Annotated in this window: 22 protein-coding genes; 12 read left to right on the forward strand and 10 right to left on the reverse strand. The window is 38.2% G+C overall.

From position 1 onward, the window contains the following. The first annotated feature begins 163 nt into the window (after positions 1 to 163). From MURRU_RS13335 to MURRU_RS13355, 5 genes are all read left to right on the forward strand, one after another. Complete coding sequence (locus tag MURRU_RS13335; RefSeq protein WP_014034002.1) at positions 164 to 1,393, forward strand: MFS transporter; 1,230 nt, start codon at positions 164 to 166, stop codon at positions 1,391 to 1,393. Positions 1,394 to 1,779: 386 nt separating this feature from the next. Then, a complete protein-coding gene (locus MURRU_RS13340) occupies positions 1,780 to 2,055 on the forward strand; it encodes an integrase core domain-containing protein (RefSeq protein ID WP_083816281.1) in 276 nt (91 codons plus the stop codon). Positions 2,056 to 2,253: 198 nt separating this feature from the next. Further along, a complete protein-coding gene (locus tag MURRU_RS13345; RefSeq protein ID WP_014034003.1) occupies positions 2,254 to 2,469 on the forward strand; it encodes a type II toxin-antitoxin system Y4mF family antitoxin in 216 nt (71 codons plus the stop codon). Further along, positions 2,466 to 2,783 (forward strand): HipA N-terminal domain-containing protein, encoded by a 318-nt coding sequence (locus MURRU_RS13350; protein WP_014034004.1) that lies wholly within the window; start codon positions 2,466 to 2,468, stop codon positions 2,781 to 2,783. The genes MURRU_RS13345 and MURRU_RS13350 overlap by 4 nt, the downstream gene beginning before the upstream one ends. Positions 2,784 to 2,841: 58 nt before the next feature. Further along, positions 2,842 to 3,699 (forward strand): HipA domain-containing protein, encoded by an 858-nt coding sequence (locus MURRU_RS13355; RefSeq protein WP_245545040.1) that lies wholly within the window; start codon positions 2,842 to 2,844, stop codon positions 3,697 to 3,699. A gap of 415 nt (positions 3,700 to 4,114) precedes the next feature. Here MURRU_RS13355 and MURRU_RS13360 read toward each other — a convergent pair whose 3' ends face one another. From MURRU_RS13360 to MURRU_RS13390, 7 genes are all read right to left on the reverse strand, one after another. Beyond that, on the reverse strand, positions 4,115 to 7,276 hold the full coding sequence (locus tag MURRU_RS13360; RefSeq protein ID WP_014034006.1) for an ABC transporter permease/M1 family aminopeptidase: 3,162 nt from the start codon (positions 7,274 to 7,276) through the stop codon (positions 4,115 to 4,117). After that, complete coding sequence (locus MURRU_RS13365) at positions 7,273 to 8,148, reverse strand: ABC transporter ATP-binding protein (protein WP_014034007.1); 876 nt, start codon at positions 8,146 to 8,148, stop codon at positions 7,273 to 7,275. The genes MURRU_RS13360 and MURRU_RS13365 overlap by 4 nt, the downstream gene beginning before the upstream one ends. 21 nt (positions 8,149 to 8,169) lie before the next feature. Beyond that, entirely contained in the window at positions 8,170 to 8,373 is a 204-nt protein-coding gene (locus MURRU_RS13370; protein ID WP_014034008.1) for a helix-turn-helix domain-containing protein, read from the reverse strand. A 3-nt stretch (positions 8,374 to 8,376) separates the two neighbouring features. Then, positions 8,377 to 8,886, reverse strand: a complete 510-nt coding sequence (locus tag MURRU_RS13375; protein WP_014034009.1) for a DUF2975 domain-containing protein — start codon at positions 8,884 to 8,886, stop codon at positions 8,377 to 8,379. Between the two features lie 127 nt (positions 8,887 to 9,013). Continuing rightward, positions 9,014 to 9,832 (reverse strand): serine hydrolase, encoded by an 819-nt coding sequence (locus tag MURRU_RS13380; protein WP_148261514.1) that lies wholly within the window; start codon positions 9,830 to 9,832, stop codon positions 9,014 to 9,016. After that, entirely contained in the window at positions 9,781 to 10,410 is a 630-nt protein-coding gene (locus MURRU_RS13385) for an NAD(P)H-dependent oxidoreductase (RefSeq protein WP_014034010.1), read from the reverse strand. Before MURRU_RS13385 ends, MURRU_RS13380 begins: the two co-directional genes overlap by 52 nt. 39 nt (positions 10,411 to 10,449) lie before the next feature. Beyond that, positions 10,450 to 10,899 carry a DMT family transporter gene (locus MURRU_RS13390; protein ID WP_014034011.1) on the reverse strand — a complete coding sequence of 150 codons (450 nt, stop codon included), beginning with the start codon at positions 10,897 to 10,899 and terminating at the stop codon, positions 10,450 to 10,452. A gap of 175 nt (positions 10,900 to 11,074) precedes the next feature. On the opposite strand from MURRU_RS13390, the gene MURRU_RS13395 reads away from it, so the two are divergent. From MURRU_RS13395 to MURRU_RS13425, 7 genes are all read left to right on the forward strand, one after another. Next, positions 11,075 to 12,535: a serine hydrolase domain-containing protein gene (locus MURRU_RS13395; protein ID WP_014034012.1), complete on the forward strand. Its 1,461-nt coding sequence runs from the start codon at positions 11,075 to 11,077 to the stop codon at positions 12,533 to 12,535. Between the two features lie 4 nt (positions 12,536 to 12,539). Next, complete coding sequence (locus MURRU_RS13400; protein ID WP_014034013.1) at positions 12,540 to 13,877, forward strand: amidohydrolase family protein; 1,338 nt, start codon at positions 12,540 to 12,542, stop codon at positions 13,875 to 13,877. Positions 13,878 to 13,880: 3 nt separating this feature from the next. Next, positions 13,881 to 14,225 (forward strand): 5-carboxymethyl-2-hydroxymuconate Delta-isomerase, encoded by a 345-nt coding sequence (locus MURRU_RS13405; protein ID WP_014034014.1) that lies wholly within the window; start codon positions 13,881 to 13,883, stop codon positions 14,223 to 14,225. A 9-nt stretch (positions 14,226 to 14,234) separates the two neighbouring features. Beyond that, positions 14,235 to 15,377: an alpha/beta hydrolase gene (locus MURRU_RS13410; protein ID WP_014034015.1), complete on the forward strand. Its 1,143-nt coding sequence runs from the start codon at positions 14,235 to 14,237 to the stop codon at positions 15,375 to 15,377. 4 nt (positions 15,378 to 15,381) lie between these two features. Continuing rightward, positions 15,382 to 15,843, forward strand: coding sequence for a nuclear transport factor 2-like protein (locus MURRU_RS13415; protein WP_014034016.1), 462 nt, complete (start codon positions 15,382 to 15,384; stop codon positions 15,841 to 15,843). A 220-nt stretch (positions 15,844 to 16,063) separates the two neighbouring features. Then, on the forward strand, positions 16,064 to 17,161 hold the full coding sequence (locus tag MURRU_RS13420) for a type 1 glutamine amidotransferase domain-containing protein (protein ID WP_014034017.1): 1,098 nt from the start codon (positions 16,064 to 16,066) through the stop codon (positions 17,159 to 17,161). 87 nt (positions 17,162 to 17,248) lie between these two features. Continuing rightward, on the forward strand, positions 17,249 to 18,145 hold the full coding sequence (locus tag MURRU_RS13425) for an MBL fold metallo-hydrolase (RefSeq protein ID WP_014034019.1): 897 nt from the start codon (positions 17,249 to 17,251) through the stop codon (positions 18,143 to 18,145). A gap of 39 nt (positions 18,146 to 18,184) precedes the next feature. On the opposite strand, the gene MURRU_RS13430 is transcribed toward MURRU_RS13425, so the two are convergent. The 3 genes from MURRU_RS13430 to MURRU_RS13440 are packed head-to-tail and all read right to left on the reverse strand — an operon-like array spanning position 18,185 to position 19,551. Beyond that, positions 18,185 to 18,484, reverse strand: coding sequence for an antibiotic biosynthesis monooxygenase family protein (locus MURRU_RS13430; protein WP_014034020.1), 300 nt, complete (start codon positions 18,482 to 18,484; stop codon positions 18,185 to 18,187). Positions 18,485 to 18,508: 24 nt separating this feature from the next. Then, positions 18,509 to 18,910, reverse strand: coding sequence for a DoxX family protein (locus MURRU_RS13435; RefSeq protein ID WP_014034021.1), 402 nt, complete (start codon positions 18,908 to 18,910; stop codon positions 18,509 to 18,511). Positions 18,911 to 18,927: 17 nt separating this feature from the next. Next, positions 18,928 to 19,551, reverse strand: coding sequence for a hypothetical protein (locus tag MURRU_RS13440; protein ID WP_014034022.1), 624 nt, complete (start codon positions 19,549 to 19,551; stop codon positions 18,928 to 18,930). Positions 19,552 to 19,670 lie beyond the last annotated feature (119 nt).

A 19,670-nucleotide genomic window follows, 5' to 3' on the forward strand; every position in this document is an offset into this window, starting at 1 on the left:
TTTTTTTCAAAACTCAAATACCATTTAAGAACAGAACAATGGAAACTTGTATATGAGCGACCGTTACATAATAAGGGCATACGTAAATAACCGAAATTTCCAGTGTTTGCTCTTGTACAGACAAACCGACAATTAAAATTAATCGATAATAAATTTAAAATGCATGGGAGCACCAAATATTGAATCAAAAAATACAAGACTTATATTATTTTACGCAAGTTGTTTTGCAGTAATAACCAATGCTTTTTCCTTTAGTATAAGAGCGGGTATTCTGCCTCAATTGGGTGAGGAGTTGAACCTTTCTGGTGAGGAATTGGGGTATATCAATTCCATGTGGTTCTTAGGTTTTCCCATTTCCATGATAATTGGTGGGCTGGTGTACAATAAAATTGGTGGTAAATTGATTATGCAATTTGCCTTTTTTGCGCATACCATTGGAATTATTATGACAATTTATTCTGGAAGTTATGCCGGATTACTGATTTCTACCTTATTGATCGGCTTCGGAAATGGATGTACAGAAGCAGCTTGTAACCCTATGATTGCGGATTCATATAAAGGAAATACGATAATTAAAATGATGAATCGTTTTCATATGTGGTTCCCGGGTGGTATTGTGATTGGAGCATTGATTTCGAAATTTATGACCGACGGCGGGTTCGGATGGCAATCTCAAATATGGATATTGTTGGTTCCTACCCTTATCTATGCTTATTTATTTTATGGAAAACCTTGGCCAGAGGCAAAGACAAAAGAAGAGGCTTCATTGTCATATAATTTTAAAGCAATGGGAACCCCATTGTTCATTTTTATGTTGATATGTATGTCTCTAACCGCGGCTTCAGAATTTGGACCTCAACAATGGGTCGGATTGATACTTGCAAGAAGTGGCGCTGAACCTATGCTGATTTTAGCTTTGGTAACAGGACTAATGGCAGTTGTCAGGTACTTTGGAGGAGCTGTTGTTAAAAAGTTGGACCAAACCGGTGTCTTCTTGGCTGCTAGTATTTTAACGCTTCTCGGTATATTTTTATTCAGTACCCAAACAGGTGGCATGGCCTATGTAGCAGCTATCATTTACGCTTTTGGAATCGCATACTTTTGGCCTAATATGCTAGGGTTTGTGGCTGAAAAAATCCCGAAAAGTGGTGCCATAGGTTTGTCGGTTATTGGTTCGGTAGGGATGGTCGCTGGTTCATTCTTTCAGCCGATTATAGGTGCTTGGATTGATTCGAACAGGTCAATAGCAAAAGCAAAAGGAATTACTGGTGATGAACTGGAGTTGGTTGCAGGTCAGGCCACTATGCAAAATATGACCATATTCCCTGCCATTTTAATTGTATTGTTCATTATCCTTTTTATATGGGTTAAAAAAATAAAGCAAAGCCAGTAGCGGAATATCATTAAACTGAAGTATTGTCCTGTTGTGTATCTGAAGGCTTGCTAATACGAAGTAGTTAATATAGCATTGCTTTAATTATCTCACGTCCATAATCATTTATCGAACTTTAACATATTTAGATTAATTGTAGTGTTCTCCCAACAACTAGACATCTGGTATCTGTATTATCGTGTAAAGTGTTAACTAATACAATGCCTTATTATGTCCTCTTTAAAACGATAACCATTGAGTATTTGTAATAGTGGATAGGACGGATAACGAGAACCACTAAAAACGGAAAGTTTGAGCCACTTTTTATTCTGCTGTAAATGAATGTGAATCAATGACTTATTTGTAATTTAACTATACTTACTTTTTTCCGTTTTGGGTGGTATATTATGCCCGTTTTTTGTAAGATAGAGCGTTACCGCCGTTCGATGAAGAACATCATCAAACTGGACAACTACTATCTGTCGGGGGAACTCAAAGAAAGATTGGAGGAGTTCGTGGACTATTACAACAACAGGAGATACCACGAATCATTGGACAACCTGACGCCTGCCTCTATATATTATGGGTATGGCAAAAAGATATTGGAAAACCGTAAATTGATAAAGAAAAGAACGATGCTCAAAAGAAGGAAAGAGCACCAAATTCAAAAGTTGAAACCATGACCTAACTTTGGACCGGTCCAGTTCAGATTCATAATTTTATCGTTATAACGGTAATTCAATACGCCTTTTTGATTATCATTCAATTTTTCAAGTGTAAATCATATATTTTACTGTTATGGCGGTAAAATTGGGTTTTTTACATTTTTTTATGCTCCCTGTAATAGTAAATAACCTATATTTACTGCTAAAACGGTAAAAATGAATAATTTTAGTTTAGGTTCTATGGTAAAGGACCATCGTAAGAAGGCAGGGCTTACACAGCTTGAATTGGCCAATTTGGCTGGAGTTGGGAAAACCACCGTTTTTGATATTGAAAAAGATAAAGAGACTGTTCGTTGGAACAATCTTTTAGCAGTGCTCGAGGTTTTAAATATAAAAGTGGAATTTACAAGTCCATTGACAACTGAACAATGATGAGAAAGGCAGTTGTATATACCCATGGCAAAAGAGCAGGAGTACTTACCGAAGTTTCTCCAAATGAATATCATTTTGATTATGATGAAGATTATGATGGAGATTCTATCTCATTGACCATGCCAGTAAGCCAGAAAAAATACAGTTTTAAATCATTCCCCCCCTTTTTTGAAGGTTTGTTGCCTGAGGGTGTAATGTTGCAGGGGCTATTGAGGATTGTAAAAATTGATCAAAAGGATTATTTCTCACAATTAATGGCGACAGGTGCTGATCTGGTTGGTGCAATAACCGTAAAACCAATGGAGGATGAATAGGTGCCCAATCACATACGAACTGTGCGGTACGGCGAAATACAGTGGGAGAGGACTAAAAATGATTGCACCCAAATTAACCGATCTGAAGGATTTACCCTATTCAGCAGCCGAATTGAGACGGGAATCAGCAAATAGGGCCAAGAAACTATCCATCCAAGGGGTACAACCTAAATTAAGTGCAACTGTTTCCGTGGTTGACCAGGAATTTAAAATTGTAGATCAATTCGGAACCTACATCATAAAACCGCAAAATGATTTATTTCCCCAGTTGCCCGAAAATGAGGACCTGACCATGCGCATGGCTAAAGCCTATGGCTTGAATGTTCCATTTCATGGGATGGTATATGCCAAGGATGGCAGTCTCTCGTATTTTATAAAACGTTTCGATCGTTATGGCAAGGGAAAGAAATACGCTGTGGAGGATTTTGCACAATTAACGGGAAATACGAGGGATACCAAATACCGCTTTACCATGGAAAGAGTGGTTCCCGTTGTTGATGAGTTTTGTTCATTTCCCGTTGTTGAAAAGGCTGATTTTTTTAAAAGGATAATTTTCTGTTATGTAACTGGAAATGAGGATATGCATTTAAAAAACTTTTCCTTGATTACAAAAAACGGAAAAACCACCTTGGCACCAGCCTATGATCTATTGAATTCCACAATTTCCATTAAAAATCCAGAAGAAGAAATCGCATTGACCTTAAAAGGAAAAAAAAGCAATTTCATAGCATCGGATTTTATTGGTTATTATGCGAAAGAGCGATTACAATTGAATGATAGAATAATTGAAGTGATTCTTGGGGACATGTATCAGGCAACTCCAAAATGGAAGGAGTTGATAGCAGTTTCTTTTCTTTCGGATGAAATGAAAGAGAAATATCTAAATCTATTGGAGTCGAGATTGAAATTGTTTTGATGCCGATGTTAAGGCTCAGCAGTTTTTTGGGAGGATAGTTAATTCCTATTGATTCTTTCTATAATTTTATATCATGAAATGAGGGCAAATCTTATTTCAAAAGCTCTTTTTTTGATTTTGTTGTGCAATCAGGTGTGCATGATTTTTGAAATTGTCATAAATTAATGATTAACAAAGTGTTATAAGTGTGTGGCTAAGTCTACCACCCCGACTAAAAAAAAGTTCATTTGATATCAAATGGGATTGTAAATAATTAAGAACCAGAAAATTAATATTTTCTGGTTTTTTTTATGCCCAAATTAAACCTAGTATAAAGATGTACAATGGGGTGTCCTGTTTTTATCTAATATCTACATACCCCCCGTCAAAATTAGGATTCAGTGATTAGGTTCGGATAGAATCGGAATCATTTTTTTTACTCGAATAGTGATTTGACTTTAGTATGATGGGATGTATCACTTACTTCAAGTATCTCCTCTAATAGGTCTAAAGTTATAGGTCTTGCCTTTGGATACCTGTTTTTTTGAAAGAAAGATTTCAGGGCACTGTTCAATTGGTTTTCTCCAATTAATTCACTCAACTCAACAAATACCATAGCGCCTTTTGAGTAGGCTAAATAGGTTTCACCCGGAGCCACTCTAAGTAGGGATTTTTTTTCGTGTAACCCTTTTTCAGCGTCATAAATTTGTTGATGGATGGCCAGACGTTCCATCATTTTTTTCTTCCCATACATTTTTTTGTAGACCATCATTTCTGTATACATGGCCAAACTTTCTGTCAGCATAGAATAGCCCTCTCGATAGTCAGGTGCAATTTGATTGGTGCCCCACCAAAAATGGGCAACTTCATGTCCCGCAAGTTCGTTGACTACGTCCTGATTGTCTCCTGCATCGAGGTTGGCATTGAAGGTCATGTTCTCCGTCATAAAAATGGTTCCGGGATAAGCAGTTCCCGCAAAGCCTTGTGTAAATGAAGATACCTCAGAGTACCTGATGGACGTAAAGGGGTAAGGGCCAAAATTTTCGGTACAGTAGTCCAAGGTAAGCTTGGTGTTTTTGATAAGGTGTTCAACATTGTTCTTATGCAATGGATGATGATATACGCTTATGTTGATGTTGTTATGCTTAACACTTTTTATTTGATAGGCTCCAGAAGAAAGTGCAAAACGGAACGGAATGGATTTGGCGTTGTATTCATAATAATTTCTATCATCAACCTGCCACTGTTTTTTCAATTCTCCGATACCTACCGCTATTTGATCTTCATTGGTGGAAATTTGCATGGTAAGATCAATGGCATCATCCCTTTTTTCCTTAGGTGCTTCCAGCTTTTGCCATTTAGTAGATTTACCTAAACCATGTGTTTCTCTTAATGCTACCTCAGTGAGTTCCTTTCCTTCATCATATCCAAATTGTGGAAAGTATCGGCTGATGCGCATAAATGATCCATCCTCAACAACGGAATTAAAAGGATTGTGGCCATTTATGGCTTGCCATTTATAGGAGGTTTTAAAAATCAGTTTTGCGGAATCTTTTGATTGAACAGGCCGATTAAGGATCAACTCCGATACGTGATCTTCAATTTTTATTTTTTCATTTCCATATTCATAAACAAGGGATATAATCTCCATTTCCTCGGGAACATCTATCAAAATGGAATCGATTGGTTTGAGGTGCGTGTTTTTTAGGATATATTCACCTTTAATGGTATAGGAATGTTCATCCGGATATAGATCAATTTGAGTATTTACTTTTTTGATTGTCGGTTGTTGTATGTTTTGATATTTCCTATACTTTTTTTCATAGGATACCTGCTCTTTAACCAATTCCTCTTTTCCTTTTTTTGGAACATGATTTTCTAAGTACCGTAAGGCACTGACAACTGCAAGGAATGTAAAAATGGCAATACCAATAACTTTAAAGAATCTTTTGGAAGGAAGCTTTATGAAGTTGTAGAGCATGAATACAGTCCCTATCAATGAAAAACCAAAGGCCAATCGCCAAAGGAAGGGATATAGGTAAGCACCATAGCCTAAAAAGTCGCTGTAAGTTCCTCGATATCCAGAGAAAAACCGAAACAACGAATTAGTTATGATGCTTTTGGCAATGGGGGTGGCGAGAAGCAAAAAACATACTATTGAAACACCCAATGCCATGGATTTGTTCTTGCTAACGGTATTTATAAAAAGTAAGAAAAGGGCAAAGAGCAACAAGGGAAGCGTATTAAAAACGAATACCCCAAAATAGGCTTCCCAATCAAAAACCGTGAAACGGAAAACCAACTGAAAAACAATAGCTTCCATCAGCATTATTGCCGTGAGGGAAAATATCAAGAGCACAATGCTTCCCATATGTCCGATACGCTTTTCAATGGCATAGTAGGTTGTTTTCTCAATTAAGGAAAAACCGCTGGCCTTGCTTCTCCAAAAGATATCGTTCACAAAATAAACCAAGACCAAACCTCCCAAAGCATAAAAAGTGCCGTTAATGGTTTGTGCTAAAAGACCAGAACTGGCATAGAGTTGTGGTAAACGGATTCCTTTGTTGATATCATCGAACATTTCTACACCTACATAAAACAGCAGCAATATGGATATGGATACAAAAGCAATGCTTTTGAATAAATAGATTGAATCAACCTTTATGAACGATAGTATTGCTTGCCATTTTGATGTATTGCTAAATACATTTGCCACCGTGGAGTAAGGCTGTGGCGGATAGCTTCTTTTTAAGCTGCTTAGCTGCTTTTTTGATTTCCTTTTAAATCGAGGTAGGAATGAAAAGGAGCGCATCCCAAAATATACCATGCCAAAGGAGAAAAGTATAAAAGCCAACCTGTTGATGAACAGTAGGTTGGAAAGGGGTACAACTTGATTGTTCCGTTGAAGGACATTAAGGTCTTTGGCTTCAAAAAAGTATCCGGATAGCCCAAATAAATCAGCTAAAGCGGAAACACGTTGCACCCATACGGATTGTGGTAACGCTTGAGCCATAAAAGGGGCATTGGAAAACATCAGGGCGATCATGTACAGTACATAGAGCAATACCCCCGAAATAGCTACTAATAATTTATTTTTAAATCTTTGCGCAACAAAAAACAGGATGCTGCACACCACCAATGTATTCACAGCTCCGAATATCAAAAACGGATAAAGAAAATTCCAGAGATCAAAGCCTGGGTTCATCTGGGTATCTGCAGCCAAATGAAGCCCGACAGCATAACCGGTAACCAAGATGAAAAAACCAAAAAGAGTAAATAGGTAAAACGAACAGAAACGCGCGAGAGCAAATGCTTTCTTCTTGATAGGGGTGGAGAAAACGATCAGACCATAATTGGCATCTTGTTCTTTGAACAATAAAGGAAAGGCCAGAACAGTGGCAATTAAAATGATGATAAGGCTCAATAGCCCGATCATAAACCCTACCGAATATGGGGCGTTTGCCGCAAGTTCATCGCCAACCGAAATATTGAACTTAAACCCGATCATGAACCCGATACCTACAAAAACCAGTAAGGCAATGTATGTCGCTTTTTGCTTAGCTAAGATCTGTATATCGTTTAAGAAAATTGTTCTCACAGTGCAGTAGTGTTTAAGTGGGCAAAATAGGCATGTTCCAAACTTGGATCTGTGGGCGTAAAACCAGCAGGCCGGTCGTCGGCAAAAACGGTAACGTTCATTACCCGTTCAACCAATCGCTTGTTTATGACCTGATAATCGGATTCCACTTTCTCCAGCTCCTTTTGAGTAACCGCTTTGCTCCATAATTTACCAGATAGCTGATGTACATAAGCTCTCGGGGACCCTTGCGAAATCACCTGTCCTTTTTTAATAATGGCCATCTGTGAGCAAAGGTTTCTCACATCTTCTACCAAATGGGTGGATAGAATAATGATAATGTCCTCGCTAATAGCACTGAGCAATGTATTGAAGCGGTTTCGTTCTTCAGGATCCAATCCGGCGGTGGGTTCGTCCACAATTACAATCTTGGGCGCTCCCAACAAAGCCTGTGCCACCCCAAAACGCTGTTTCATGCCACCGGAAAACGTATGTACCTCTTTGTTCCTAACATCGGTCAAATTCACTTTTTCCAATAAATTCATGATCTGATCATGACGTTGTTCCTTGTTCTGTACCCCTTTCAACTTAGCCAGATGTTCCAAGAGATTGTAAGCGGACACTTTGGGGTAAACACCAAAGTATTGGGGCAAAAAGCCCAAGCGTTTTTGAATCTCAAGCGGATTTTTAACGATGTCAACACCATTGAAACTAATGCTTCCTTCCGTTGGTTTTTGTAATCCAACAATGGTTTTCATAAGGGAGGATTTACCGGCACCATTGGGTCCCAATAGCCCAAATATTCCATTGTTAATCTCTAGATTTAAGGCAGTAAGCGCCTTGTACCCATTGCTGTACACAAGGGATACATTATCAATTTTTAATGTATTCATGGTTTAAATATGTTGAAGGAACTATGCTACATAGTCAATGATATCTCCCGGTTTACAGTCCAAGGCCTTACAAATGGCCTCAAGGGTTTCGAACCTGACACCTTTCGCCTTGCCATTTTTGAGTATGGACAAATTAGCTGGGGTAATGCCAATTTCTTCTGCAAGATCCTTGCTTTTTATTTTTCGCTTGGCAAGCATTACATCAATATTTATAATTATTGGCATAGCTTAAATGTATAGGTCTTGTTCGTTCTGTAATGACAGCCCTTGATTGAAAATTTCTGAAATGATGAATATGAAGATTCCCAAAACAAGGTGTAACGCTATTATAATGAATATTCCTTTTTCAATTTCAATAAAGAATGATGAAAAGGCAACAAGAACCATGGGCAAAATGATGTTGGCCAAATAGAATCGCTTTAAATGCTTAATATTGGGTTGGGTAAAAAGCTTATTCTGATAAAAGACGCTAAATACGTTGGAAAGCAGCCAAAAAAACAGCGTATAGGATAAAACGGGAATCAAAAACGCAAATAGAAAATACGAAAGATTGTTGTCCAATATTAGAAAAGAAACATCGGTAAAAGGATAATTGATGATCGTTGTGGTACCCGCGGTTTTGATATTGGTTTTGGTAATCCAAGCAAAAATCCCGTAAAGCCCAATTACCAAGTAGATCCAAGCAAGACTTCTGGTTAAGGCATATAATATCTTAGATATTATTTTTGTTTTTTTCATTATTGAAATAACTTAAATATTTCTGCAAACATATAATAAATTATTGTAAAACAATAATAAATTATTCTTTTATTGAATGTATTGTTTCTTAACGATAATTCTGAAGTGTAGCTTTAGTAGGCCTATTTCATTTCTTGTAAATCAACGAACCTGTAATAAGTGTACCGTTACTTACTTTAAAGTCTCTGGATAAAACCCCGAGGTTGCTACTGTAACCATCCTCATCGTTTCGGAATACTTTACCCTTTAATATCCCCCAATTAAAAATGTAGTGGTCACCTTCTTTGTAAATTTTGATGGTGGGCCATTTTTTTGAATTTTGATATGTGCCAATGATGTTGTCGTTATCCATATTGACCATCAGCATTTCTGAATCGGCAGGGTATTGGACCTCATTCTCTCTTTCAAAGCTTTGATTGAACAAAGTTTCTTCACTCTTGAAAATACTGTCTGCTGGCTGCTCATTGATTAAGTTGTAGGCATAATTTGCCATCAAATGTGGCAACAGATATGCTCTGTTATCATTGGAAAAAGCAATGACACCAAGTTTTTTATCGGGCATGAATGAAATATGGAAACTTATCCCTGCCAATCCTCCAAAACGTGTCAAAATCATATTGTTCCGGTATTCGGCAATGTCCCATCCCAAGCTATAGCCAGACCGGTGATAGGTGTAATATTTTTTGTCCTGTGTTGCTGTTGAGGTATGGAGATCCTCCCACGAATCATTGTTCAATAACACATGATCCTGATTAATGTTGGCAGCTAACCATTTGGACATATCATTCATGGTTGAAATAATCCCTCCAGAAGCGTGCATGGTGATATCAGACTTATAAAAGCCTTTCTCAACAATGCCTCTTTTTTGGGTAGCAGTTAATGATGGACCGATTATTAAATTTCCTCGAAGAGGATTTCTTTGGGTTTGCGAACCTTGCTTCTGAATTGGGTGTGGTCTTCCGTTGAGCGATACCCGACCGGAGCGATTACTGCAGCATTTAGCCCTTTTTCATCAAGCCCAAGGATTTTGTTGAATTTTTCTTGCTCAAACCCTTCCATTGGGCAAGAATCAATTTTAAGCTCAGCACATGCGGTCAACAGATTGGAAAGGGCCAAGTAGGTTTGCTTTTCCGACCAGCTTTGCCATGCCGCCTCCGATTTTGCCGATAAGCTCTGTTTGATCAGATTACCATATCCCTCTAGTTTTTCCGATGGGGTATCTTGGGTTTTTGCGGTAGCCTGAATATATTCATCTATGTGTTCATTCTTTCTTTCCGTGTAGTTGCAGAACACGAAAATATGGGAGGCATCGGTCAACTGGGCTTGGTTCCATGCCGCTTCCCTGAGCTGACTTTTCAATTCTTTATTTTGAATGATCAACACTTTGTACAGTTGCAGCCCGTAAGATGATGCCGATAGTTGTACAGCCTCTTTCAATTGCTCCAAATCATCTTCTTTGATTGTCTTCGATGCATCAAATTTTTTAGTGGCATAGCGCCATTTCAAGTTTTCCAATAAATCCATTGTTTTTTCTTTTTAAATTATGTTATAATCGTTCTTTCTTTAGTTTTTATTGATCATTAGGATGCCGATGGCCATGGCCAGCAATCCGAATACTTTTTTAATAACCATAGGTTCCTGCGGCAATCCAAACCATCCATAATGTCCTGCTACCGCAGAAAAGATCAATTGTCCAAAAAGTCCCAAGGAGATCATGGTAGATATGCCCAGTTTGGGAATGGTATAGTAGTAAAGTCCAATACCGACAACACTGAAAAACGCCCCTGTGAACCATAAATATTTGGGAATGCTCAGCAGATGTGATGCTTTCGGAAAGTCTTTGACACTCAAGGCAACGGCCAACAATGCAAACAGCATACTAAAAAAGAATGCGGTCAGCGAAGCCAACAGTGGGTTTTTGAGCTGAACACCAAGTTGTGCGTTCAATCCCCCTTGCATGGCCAGGAACACTCCTCCTATAAAAGCCAATAAAATGTTGATATACTGGTTCATGACTTCACTTTTTGATGTCACAAAACTAGCGGGAAGCTTTATGGGAAATCTTAAGGTAGCTTAAGAAACGAGAAGGGGGGTAGGGCTAATTTTGAATGCTGGTTAATGATGTTCAAGCACTTTCTTAACCAAAGTCAATGGAAAGCATTATTCCACAAAATAGTTTTGTTCAATTATGAGGAACGTAAACAATAAATGTTTTGGCACTGGATTGTCAAGGATTCAAAACCTGATTATTTGGGCGATGTTGGTTTGCCCGATGGTGAGTTTTGGCCAACTATCCAATAGGTTCAAGAATCAGGTTGATTCTTTGTTCATGGATTGGGATTTGGAAAATCATCCTGGTGGAGTGGTGGGGGTTATGCAATCAGATGAAGTTATTTATTTGAATTCCTTTGGAAACGCTAGCTTGGAATATAATGTTCCCAATACCGAGGCTACTTTGTTCAATATTGGGTCCATATCCAAACAATTTACGGCAATGGGCATTGTACTTCTTGAGAAACGAGGATTATTGTCCATAGATGACCCTGTTCAAAAGTACTTCCCAGAGTTTCAGATTTTTGATAAATCCATCACCATAAAGCATTTGTTACAACATACGAGCGGTTTAAGGGATTTTCACGATTTGATGGCGCTTGCCGGTTGGCGGGGTGATGATTACAGGACTAACGAAGATGTTTTACGATTGCTTCAAAAGCAAGCAGACTTAAATTTTGAACCCGGTGAGCAATTTATGTATTCCAACACGGGATATGTTGTGTTGGCCGAAATCATTGAAAAAGTAACGGGAGAGGATTTCAACGTTTGGATGCAAAACAATCTTTTTGAGCCTTTACAGATGCATAACACCTATGTGGAGGACAATTATCAGCGTATTGTCCCCAATAGGGCCACATCTTACTATCATAGTCATGATAGGGTGTTTGAAATGGCCCAAGGGTATTGGGCATATACGGGGGCAGGGAATATGTATTCCACCGTGGAGGACCTGTTGAAATGGTCCAATAATTTTTATAATCCCTCGAAAAAATGGAAGGGAGCGTTTAAAATGCTTCAAACATTGGGCGGTTTAAATAATGGCGATGTTATCAATTATGCCTTTGGCATTTACATAGATGAAATGTTCGGAAAAAAACGGATACAGCATGCCGGTGTGGTGGGAGGATATCGTGCCTTCCTTTGTATCTATCCAGAGGAAGAATTGAGCATTGTTGTGTTGACCAATTTTTCGAATGCGCCATTTGGGGAAAGGGCAGACGACATTGCTGGAATTTTATTTTCGAAAACCAGAAAAAAGAACAATCCATTTTCTAACTCCCATGCAGGGGAGAAGAAAGAAAATCAACCAAGTCCATCATCGGATGTAACGGATTACACAGGTACATTTTATAGCCCTGAAATTGACACTCATTATACATTTTACCTAGAGGGTGATACCTTAAAATGTTCCGATGCCAGACATGGTGAACGTATAATGGAAGTGGTTGGCCTTGATGTGTTCAAAAGTTCTTGGCCTTTGGAAACCAATAAAATGTCACGTAATCAAAAAGGAGAAATAATCGGTCTCTATATATCCACGGGGAGGGTAAAAAACCTATGGTTCAAAAAAATCAATTCATCATCAATCAATTAATATCATGAGAACAACAATCATCAAATGTTTGGTATACATTCTTTGTTATACCATTGGGTATGGTCAAAACGATACCATCATCATTCAAAATGTAAATGTTATCCCAATGCACCAAGAAGTAGTATGGGAAAATCAAACAGTAGCAATTGCGAATGGGAAAATCCTGAAAGTAGCCCCTTCAACCGATACTTTGGTTCGCAAATCGGCCAAAATAATTGACGGTTCCGGCAAATACCTGATTCCGGGATTAAGTGAAATGCATTATCATTGGCGTAACAAAGAGGGAGGAATAGCCCGTGACTTCAAATTGTTACTGGCCAATGGGGTTACCACAGTACGAAACATGGCGGAGTACGATTGGCAGGACCATGTTGCGATACGGGATAGCATAAACAGCAACCTATTGATGGGTCCCAATTACTACACGGCCGGTCCCTACCTCCAATCGGGGGATTTAAAAACCAGTGCAGATGTGGAAAGGTTCATAAAACAGCACCACAAAAAGGGTTATGATTTTATAAAAATTGCGGATAACCTTCCCAAGGATATCTATTTTGAAGTTTTGGAGCAAGCGGCAGCATACAAAATACCAGTGATGGGGCATGCACAGCGCGAGATGGATCTGGAATATTCCCTTCGGATGAAATCCATTGAACACGTAGAGGAGTTTGTGTATTTGTTCAGTGATGAGTATAGAAAAGATAGTCTGTTCCTGAAAAAGGCCGTGCAACAAATTAAAAACAGCGGAATTACCATTGCACCGACTTTGGTGGTTTTTGATATGATCGTAAAGTGTTTGGATGATAATTTCTTTGAGAAACTTAAAGAAAAAGAAGCCGCAACATATATGTTGAAAGGAGATTATGGGTATTGGTCATCGGAAGAAAACCCCTATCGACAAAATTTAAAGGGAAAGGTAATTAACGGAAAGGATGCATTGCCATTGCTGGAAGGTTACTTTAAATGGATGATGAAATTCACCAAAATGTTGGCAAAGGAAGATGTTCCCATGATGACCGGAAGCGATACTTTTGGATTTGTGGTACCCGGATTTTCCTTGCACGAAGAATTTCAATTTCTTCACGAAGCAGGTCTATCTCCCTACGAAATACTTAAGGCCAGCACAATGACACCTGCCAGATATTTGGGATCGATGGCCATGGAAGGCACTATTTCCGAAGGTAAAAATGCCAATATGGTCCTGTTGAACAAAAACCCATTGAAAGATATTAAAAACACCAAAACTATTGAAGGGGTCATATTGAAAGGTAAATGGTTGGATAGAGACCAATTGGATGTCCTTTTAGAAGAAGTTGAATTAGTAAATAACAAAATAAAATAACACATGCCACATTTTGTATTGGACTGTTCCAACACGGTCATTAGATCGCAATCACCGGAATCCATAATGCAATTGGTTTATAAAACCGCAGAATCTACAGGATTGTTCGACCCGCTGGATATTAAGGTGCGGATCAATCCTTTTGAACAATATATGGTCGGGAATGCAAAGGATGACTTTATCCACATTTTTGCAAATATTATGGAAGGGCGGACTACCGAACAAAAGGCTAATTTATCAAAACAAATTGTTTCGGAACTCAAAGGCATGTTACCCGAAGTTCCTATTATTTCGATAAATATCAGGGATTTTGAGAAAGCGACTTATTGTAACAAAACCATGGTATAATCTTCTACTATGAAAATGAAAGTAATAGCGGCGACCATTGCGATAGTTTTGATGTTTTTTGGTGTACAAGCTCAATCGGAGGGTATTCCGAATGTAGTCGGCACCAACCACCATCTTTCCTCTAAAATATTGAATGAAGAGCGGGGAGTTCAGATATATCTGCCTCCAAGCTATCAAAATTCAGATAAAACATACCCTGTGGTTTACGTGTTGGATGGCCAACGTTTCTTTTTACACGTAGTCAGCCTCAGCCAATCGTTCCAACAATTTAAACTGGCACCCGAATTTATTATTGTGGGGATTAACAACAGCTATCCCAACAGGTTTAGGCATCTTGGGGAGGGAAAGGAAAACTTTAAGGGCTTTTTGGAAGATGAATTGATGTCCTATGTGAACGAAAACTTCAGAACCAAGGGAGAAAACCTGCTTTTTGGTTGGGAATATGGCGGAAGCTTTGTTTTTCATATGATGATGGAACAACCTACACTTTTTAATGCCTATTTGGTTGCCAGTCCATTCCCCATTTTTGATGCCATTGATGATTTGGACATCTCTACCAATATGGAAACCCAGCTTTATTTTGCGGTAAGCCCCGATGAGTATGATGTGAGGCACAGTACCGAAAAATTGAACAGAAAACTGACATCGAACCCCATTGATGGGCTTGACTGGAAATATTTTGAGTTTGAACTGGAAGAACACCGCTCCACGGGGTATCCCACCTTGTATCATGGGCTTAGGGACTATTTTAAATATTATCAGGAGTTTGAAACGAACAACCTGAGAAAATTCATCAATGCGGGAGGTATGGCGTATGCTTTGAATCATGCTCAGGAAAGGGCCAAGCGCTATGGATTTGAGCCTGACCTCTCCCTATGGTCACGCTTTACCATTGTTCGCAGTGCCATGCGGGCTGATGATTTTTATCATTTTGAAACCTTATTGAATTCCATGGATAAAGATGTATTTATCAAAGAATTGATAGAACAAAGGGATTATGCCGTGTCTCAAATGGCTTCATTTTATGAAAAGAACAACCAGTTTCAGGAAACCATTGAACTATATGATCTTTTGCTGAAAAAATATCCGGATTCAGAAAGCTTGTTGGCCAAAAAAAAGAATGCAATTCAACAACTAACCAAAAAACAATAGAGAAATGAAGCTTAAATATATCCTAGCCGTAGTTCTACTAGGTATTACTTTTAATCAAATCAATGCTCAGGATTCATCTAAGGTCCAATCAGTTTCCAGTACTTATGTTTTGGACCAATACTACAAATTAAACCTAAAGGTTTTTCAAGCGGACTCGACTCCAGAAGACGTTGACAATATCTTTGAACTGTTTACCAACGATTTTACTTATGTGCATCCCCAATATGGAGGAGTATACACCAGGGAAGATCTATACAACGGTTACATGCGCAACCAGAACAATGGTGGTTATGATGGCAGTGTGGTCGACATTAAAGTGGAGAACAAAATATTGGGCCTCAATGCCATTGCCGTTAGCAAACGTTTCATTAAAAAGGAAGCGGGCAAAATTGTGGAGGGCGAAGCCCAAATGGCCCTTTTTGAGTTTAAGGAAGGCAAAATTTACAAGATCACGGAGTTTTGGTAGAGTTTTTAGAGTTAAGAATTATAATGAAATACGGAATTGTAACGGGAAGCAGTAGGGGGCATTGGTTTGGCGACCGTGAAATTGTTATCAGAAGATAAAAACTTACAACTATTAGGCAGTTCTACTTCAGGAAACCAATTCATTGAATCTAATTTATTTCAAGTCTATATCTGTTTGGCCGCAGGGGATATTCCTGTATAAATCAATTAAAAAATAAATTATGTTTAAAAAATATCGGATCGTTAAATGGATACTAACCGTTATAACTCTTATAGTAGTTATTCTTGTTTCCATTGGCATATATATCGCAAGTCTATTGCCTGAAGAGGATGAAACGTTAATTAACAGTCAAGCAAGTAATATTACTTACATCACTAAAGATGTACCCGCTTATCGCGGAAAAATACTGGCTGTTGTAACCAGCACAGATACAATGGGTACAAGTGGTAAAGGCACAGGATATGAACTAACGGAATTAGCAAGAGCTTACTATGTTTTTAAAGCCAATGGTTTTGATGTTGATATAGCAAGTCCTTTAGGAGGTAAGCCACCTGTGGTTTTGGATGATGATGATATGGGAATATTCGACTATGCATTTTTGAATGATTCAATTGCACAATCCAAAACCAATAATAGTCTATTATTAAAAGATGTTAAACCTGAAATATATGAAGCTGTTTATTTTGTTGGAGGGAAAGGAGCGATGTTTGATTTTCCAAATAACAGATTTATACATGCTCTAATACAAGATTTCCATAAGAATAACAAAGTAATAGGTGCAGTCTGTCACGGCCCTGCAGCGTTTGTAAATATTACTTTAGATGATGGGCAGTCCTTTTTAAAAAATAAGCAGGTAAGTAGTTTTACCAATAAGGAAGAGTTATTATTAATTCCAGATGCAGCATCCGTATTTCCTTTTTTATTACAAGACGAACTGATATCTCAAGGAGCGGTATTTAACGAAGGCATCATGTACCTTGAAAAAATAAGCTATGATAATAACTTGATAACGGGTCAAAATCCATGGTCAGTATGGGCAATGGCAGAAGCTATGGTAAAGCAATTAGGATACATACCGAAAAATAGAGCCATAACTGGGGAAGAAAACGCTGTTAAGGTCCTATTTGCTTATGAAACAAAAGGCAAAGAAGATGCTAAAGCAGTAATAAAACAAATTGTTGAAGACAAGAAACAATCCGTTTCTAGATCATTGCTAGTTAGTCATAGTGCTGTATCAGTAATTCAGGGAGATTTAAAAAAGTCATACGACCTTTTACGATTAGCGTCTTATACAAAAGATATTGAACTTGATAAATAAATAAAAAATGAATAACTTAATTAACAAGGAATTTAATCCAACCCAATTTGTAAGACTATCGTATTATGCAAAATCAAACTCCATAAGATGGAAAGATCTTTAGGATTTATGAGTATCGGTAAAAATTCTTTTTCAATTTTAGTGAGCATTCTGTTTTTGTCCACTTCCCATTTGATGGCACAAGCAAAATACGATGTAAAAAAAGTAAATGACCATGTTTATATTTTTACAGAATTATGGGATGCCAACGCCAATGGAAATTGTGGGGTTATTATTGGGGATAAACAAGTATTGCTCATCAACGCCATGATGCTCAGCAGTGCGGCAGACTTGGAAAGTGAAATTCGAAAAATCACGGATTTACCCATAGGTTTTGTAATCAACAGCGATTCGGATACTTACAATCATCATGCAAACACATACTTTGCAGATAGAGGGGCATCCATAATATCCCATGAAAACATAAAGCATTCACAGGCATACCACCAACTCCTATTTAAAGAAGAAATATCCATTCGCATAGGGGATGAAGTGGTAACCGCCTACCATACCCCATCCCATACCTTAGATCATGTTGATGTTCATTTGAAAAAAAGCAATGTCTTGTTCATGAGCGATGGTTTTCAGCCCCATTGGTTGACCTACACTGGCCCAAATGGAATTGAGGGCGTTCTGTCCGGTATTGACATGGCAATTGCATTATCCGATGATGAAACCATTATTGTACCGGGAAATACTTCCAAAAACCCGGATTTTTATTTTGGCAACAGGAAGCATCTTCTCAGAAACAGGGAAATATATATCAAATTCAATAATCGAGTGGGAGAACTGTTTAAAAAAGGGCTCACTGTAGAAGAAATTGCTTCGGATAAGATTTTGAACAGAATTGTTGAAAAGTTAGAGGCCTATCCAAAGTTTAAGCCCTTCTTAAAGTATGTGGTGGAAGAATCATTGGAAGTCAACTTTAGGACCAAAATCAACTAGGCATTGGTGATACTGTTCGTCTTTGAGGCGCGTAGGCTTTTACAGCAATAAATCGTTTTTGACTTCCATATTGAACAGTACTGTAATTTTCTCACAATACGTATTCATACGTTGCAGGTTTTTTAGAGCCTTTTTTGGTAGTTTTTGCCTAGCGGTTTCCCAAGCTTTTTTATCAGGCCATTGCGCATAGGCAATATAGCTGCCCATCCCGTTTTTGTGGAGACGGGAGCCTAGACCCCCAGCATGTTGTATAAATGATTCTGTTACCATTTGCCACAGCGTCTCAAAGTCTTTTTCCTGACCTTTGGTAACATCAAACCGATATATTACTGCATACATATTGGACATATTTTATTTGTTTTATTAATCCCAGGAGTTGCTTGTTGAGATAGCATGCTTGCCTGCTCCACTATAGAAAAAAGCAATACCGGCTACAATATAAATAAACAATAAATCCAGAGACCAACCTCCAAACGGGTTCAAGGTAAGCATGTTTTGAGTTTGGGCCATCAGTACGGCCAACAAACAATTAAATGACAAAATAAGCCCTGCCAAACGGGTCCTGAAACCTATGAGGAGCATTAAGGGAGCGATGATTTCACCCACAAATATGCCATTGGCCAAAAATAAAGGAAGCCCATAGGCTTCCAATAGGCTGCCTATAAATCCTGTACCGTTCTTGATCTTATCTATTCCATAAATAAGCATGGTAAAGGGAATGGCGATTCTAAATAAAAAAATAGCAATGTTTTTGTTTCGTTTCATGTTGTGGCTATTTGATGTTAAAAATTATATTTCAAAAAAATGCCCGTGTTCGTCAATGTTTTTCGGGCTTTGTTGAACTGGTCCAGATTTATGGCAAAACCGGTGGCCAGTTGTTCTTTACGAATTCCGATTTTAAGTTGTTGGAGTCCTCTTGCATACCCATTGGCATTAATGTTAGCTGTGGCAAGAAGATTTATGTAACCCTGATGATTTTTTCCAAAAGAAGGCAAATAAATGGCTACAATAGATTGCTCAAATGAAAATTCATCTTGATACGTGCTGCCGGCCGAATAGGTAAAGGAGAATCTGGGCGAACGGGAGCTAAAGGACATGGACACGGTCCCAAAAGCACCAGGGTTTTTAATTCCTATGGCCGTGTTGGCTCTTATATTTTTGGTAAGGGCATAGGAAATTGTATTTCTTATGAAATAAAGGTTGTTGAGGTCATTTCCGTATTCGGTATCAAAAAGGGTCAAATTGTCCACCGAAAGTTTTGGGTTGATTGAATACTTGATCAAATGTTTGTAGGTCAATGATCGGTTGCCAAATACCACATCCGGGGCGAAACTTAATTCTTGACCAATAACCAAGGTTGAAACGGACAAATAAAATAGCGTGAATAAAGATGTGCTTCTCTTCATTGTTATAGATTTTACCGTGGCAAACCTATGAGCAAACAAAAGGGGAATAATTAAGGTACCTTAAGAAAGCAGATGGACGATACCTTTCAAATCAAAAAGGGTATCGTTTTCCAATCTTA

Origin of the sequence: Allomuricauda ruestringensis DSM 13258 (assembly GCF_000224085.1) — a bacterium.
In the GTDB taxonomy this organism is placed as follows: Bacteria; Bacteroidota; Bacteroidia; order Flavobacteriales; family Flavobacteriaceae; genus Flagellimonas; species Flagellimonas ruestringensis.

Excerpts from the sequence above, each read along its gene's own strand:
- MURRU_RS13440 (WP_014034022.1), bottom strand. The coding sequence starts at position 19,551 with ATGAAGAGAAGCACATCTTTATTCACGCTATTTTATTTGTCCGTTTCA.
- MURRU_RS13395 (WP_014034012.1), top strand. The coding sequence starts at position 11,075 with ATGAGGAACGTAAACAATAAATGTTTTGGCACTGGATTGTCAAGGATT.
- MURRU_RS13335 (WP_014034002.1), top strand. The coding sequence starts at position 164 with ATGGGAGCACCAAATATTGAATCAAAAAATACAAGACTTATATTATTT.
- MURRU_RS13405 (WP_014034014.1), top strand. The coding sequence starts at position 13,881 with ATGCCACATTTTGTATTGGACTGTTCCAACACGGTCATTAGATCGCAA.
- MURRU_RS13425 (WP_014034019.1), top strand. The coding sequence starts at position 17,249 with ATGGAAAGATCTTTAGGATTTATGAGTATCGGTAAAAATTCTTTTTCA.
- MURRU_RS13430 (WP_014034020.1), bottom strand. The coding sequence starts at position 18,484 with ATGTATGCAGTAATATATCGGTTTGATGTTACCAAAGGTCAGGAAAAA.
- MURRU_RS13435 (WP_014034021.1), bottom strand. The coding sequence starts at position 18,910 with ATGAAACGAAACAAAAACATTGCTATTTTTTTATTTAGAATCGCCATT.
- MURRU_RS13370 (WP_014034008.1), bottom strand. The coding sequence starts at position 8,373 with ATGCCAATAATTATAAATATTGATGTAATGCTTGCCAAGCGAAAAATA.
- MURRU_RS13410 (WP_014034015.1), top strand. The coding sequence starts at position 14,235 with ATGAAAATGAAAGTAATAGCGGCGACCATTGCGATAGTTTTGATGTTT.
- MURRU_RS13345 (WP_014034003.1), top strand. The coding sequence starts at position 2,254 with ATGAATAATTTTAGTTTAGGTTCTATGGTAAAGGACCATCGTAAGAAG.
- MURRU_RS13340 (WP_083816281.1), top strand. The coding sequence starts at position 1,780 with ATGCCCGTTTTTTGTAAGATAGAGCGTTACCGCCGTTCGATGAAGAAC.
- MURRU_RS13390 (WP_014034011.1), bottom strand. The coding sequence starts at position 10,899 with ATGAACCAGTATATCAACATTTTATTGGCTTTTATAGGAGGAGTGTTC.
- MURRU_RS13415 (WP_014034016.1), top strand. The coding sequence starts at position 15,382 with ATGAAGCTTAAATATATCCTAGCCGTAGTTCTACTAGGTATTACTTTT.
- MURRU_RS13385 (WP_014034010.1), bottom strand. The coding sequence starts at position 10,410 with ATGGATTTATTGGAAAACTTGAAATGGCGCTATGCCACTAAAAAATTT.
- MURRU_RS13355 (WP_245545040.1), top strand. The coding sequence starts at position 2,842 with ATGATTGCACCCAAATTAACCGATCTGAAGGATTTACCCTATTCAGCA.
- MURRU_RS13365 (WP_014034007.1), bottom strand. The coding sequence starts at position 8,148 with ATGAATACATTAAAAATTGATAATGTATCCCTTGTGTACAGCAATGGG.
- MURRU_RS13375 (WP_014034009.1), bottom strand. The coding sequence starts at position 8,886 with ATGAAAAAAACAAAAATAATATCTAAGATATTATATGCCTTAACCAGA.
- MURRU_RS13420 (WP_014034017.1), top strand. The coding sequence starts at position 16,064 with ATGTTTAAAAAATATCGGATCGTTAAATGGATACTAACCGTTATAACT.
- MURRU_RS13400 (WP_014034013.1), top strand. The coding sequence starts at position 12,540 with ATGAGAACAACAATCATCAAATGTTTGGTATACATTCTTTGTTATACC.
- MURRU_RS13350 (WP_014034004.1), top strand. The coding sequence starts at position 2,466 with ATGATGAGAAAGGCAGTTGTATATACCCATGGCAAAAGAGCAGGAGTA.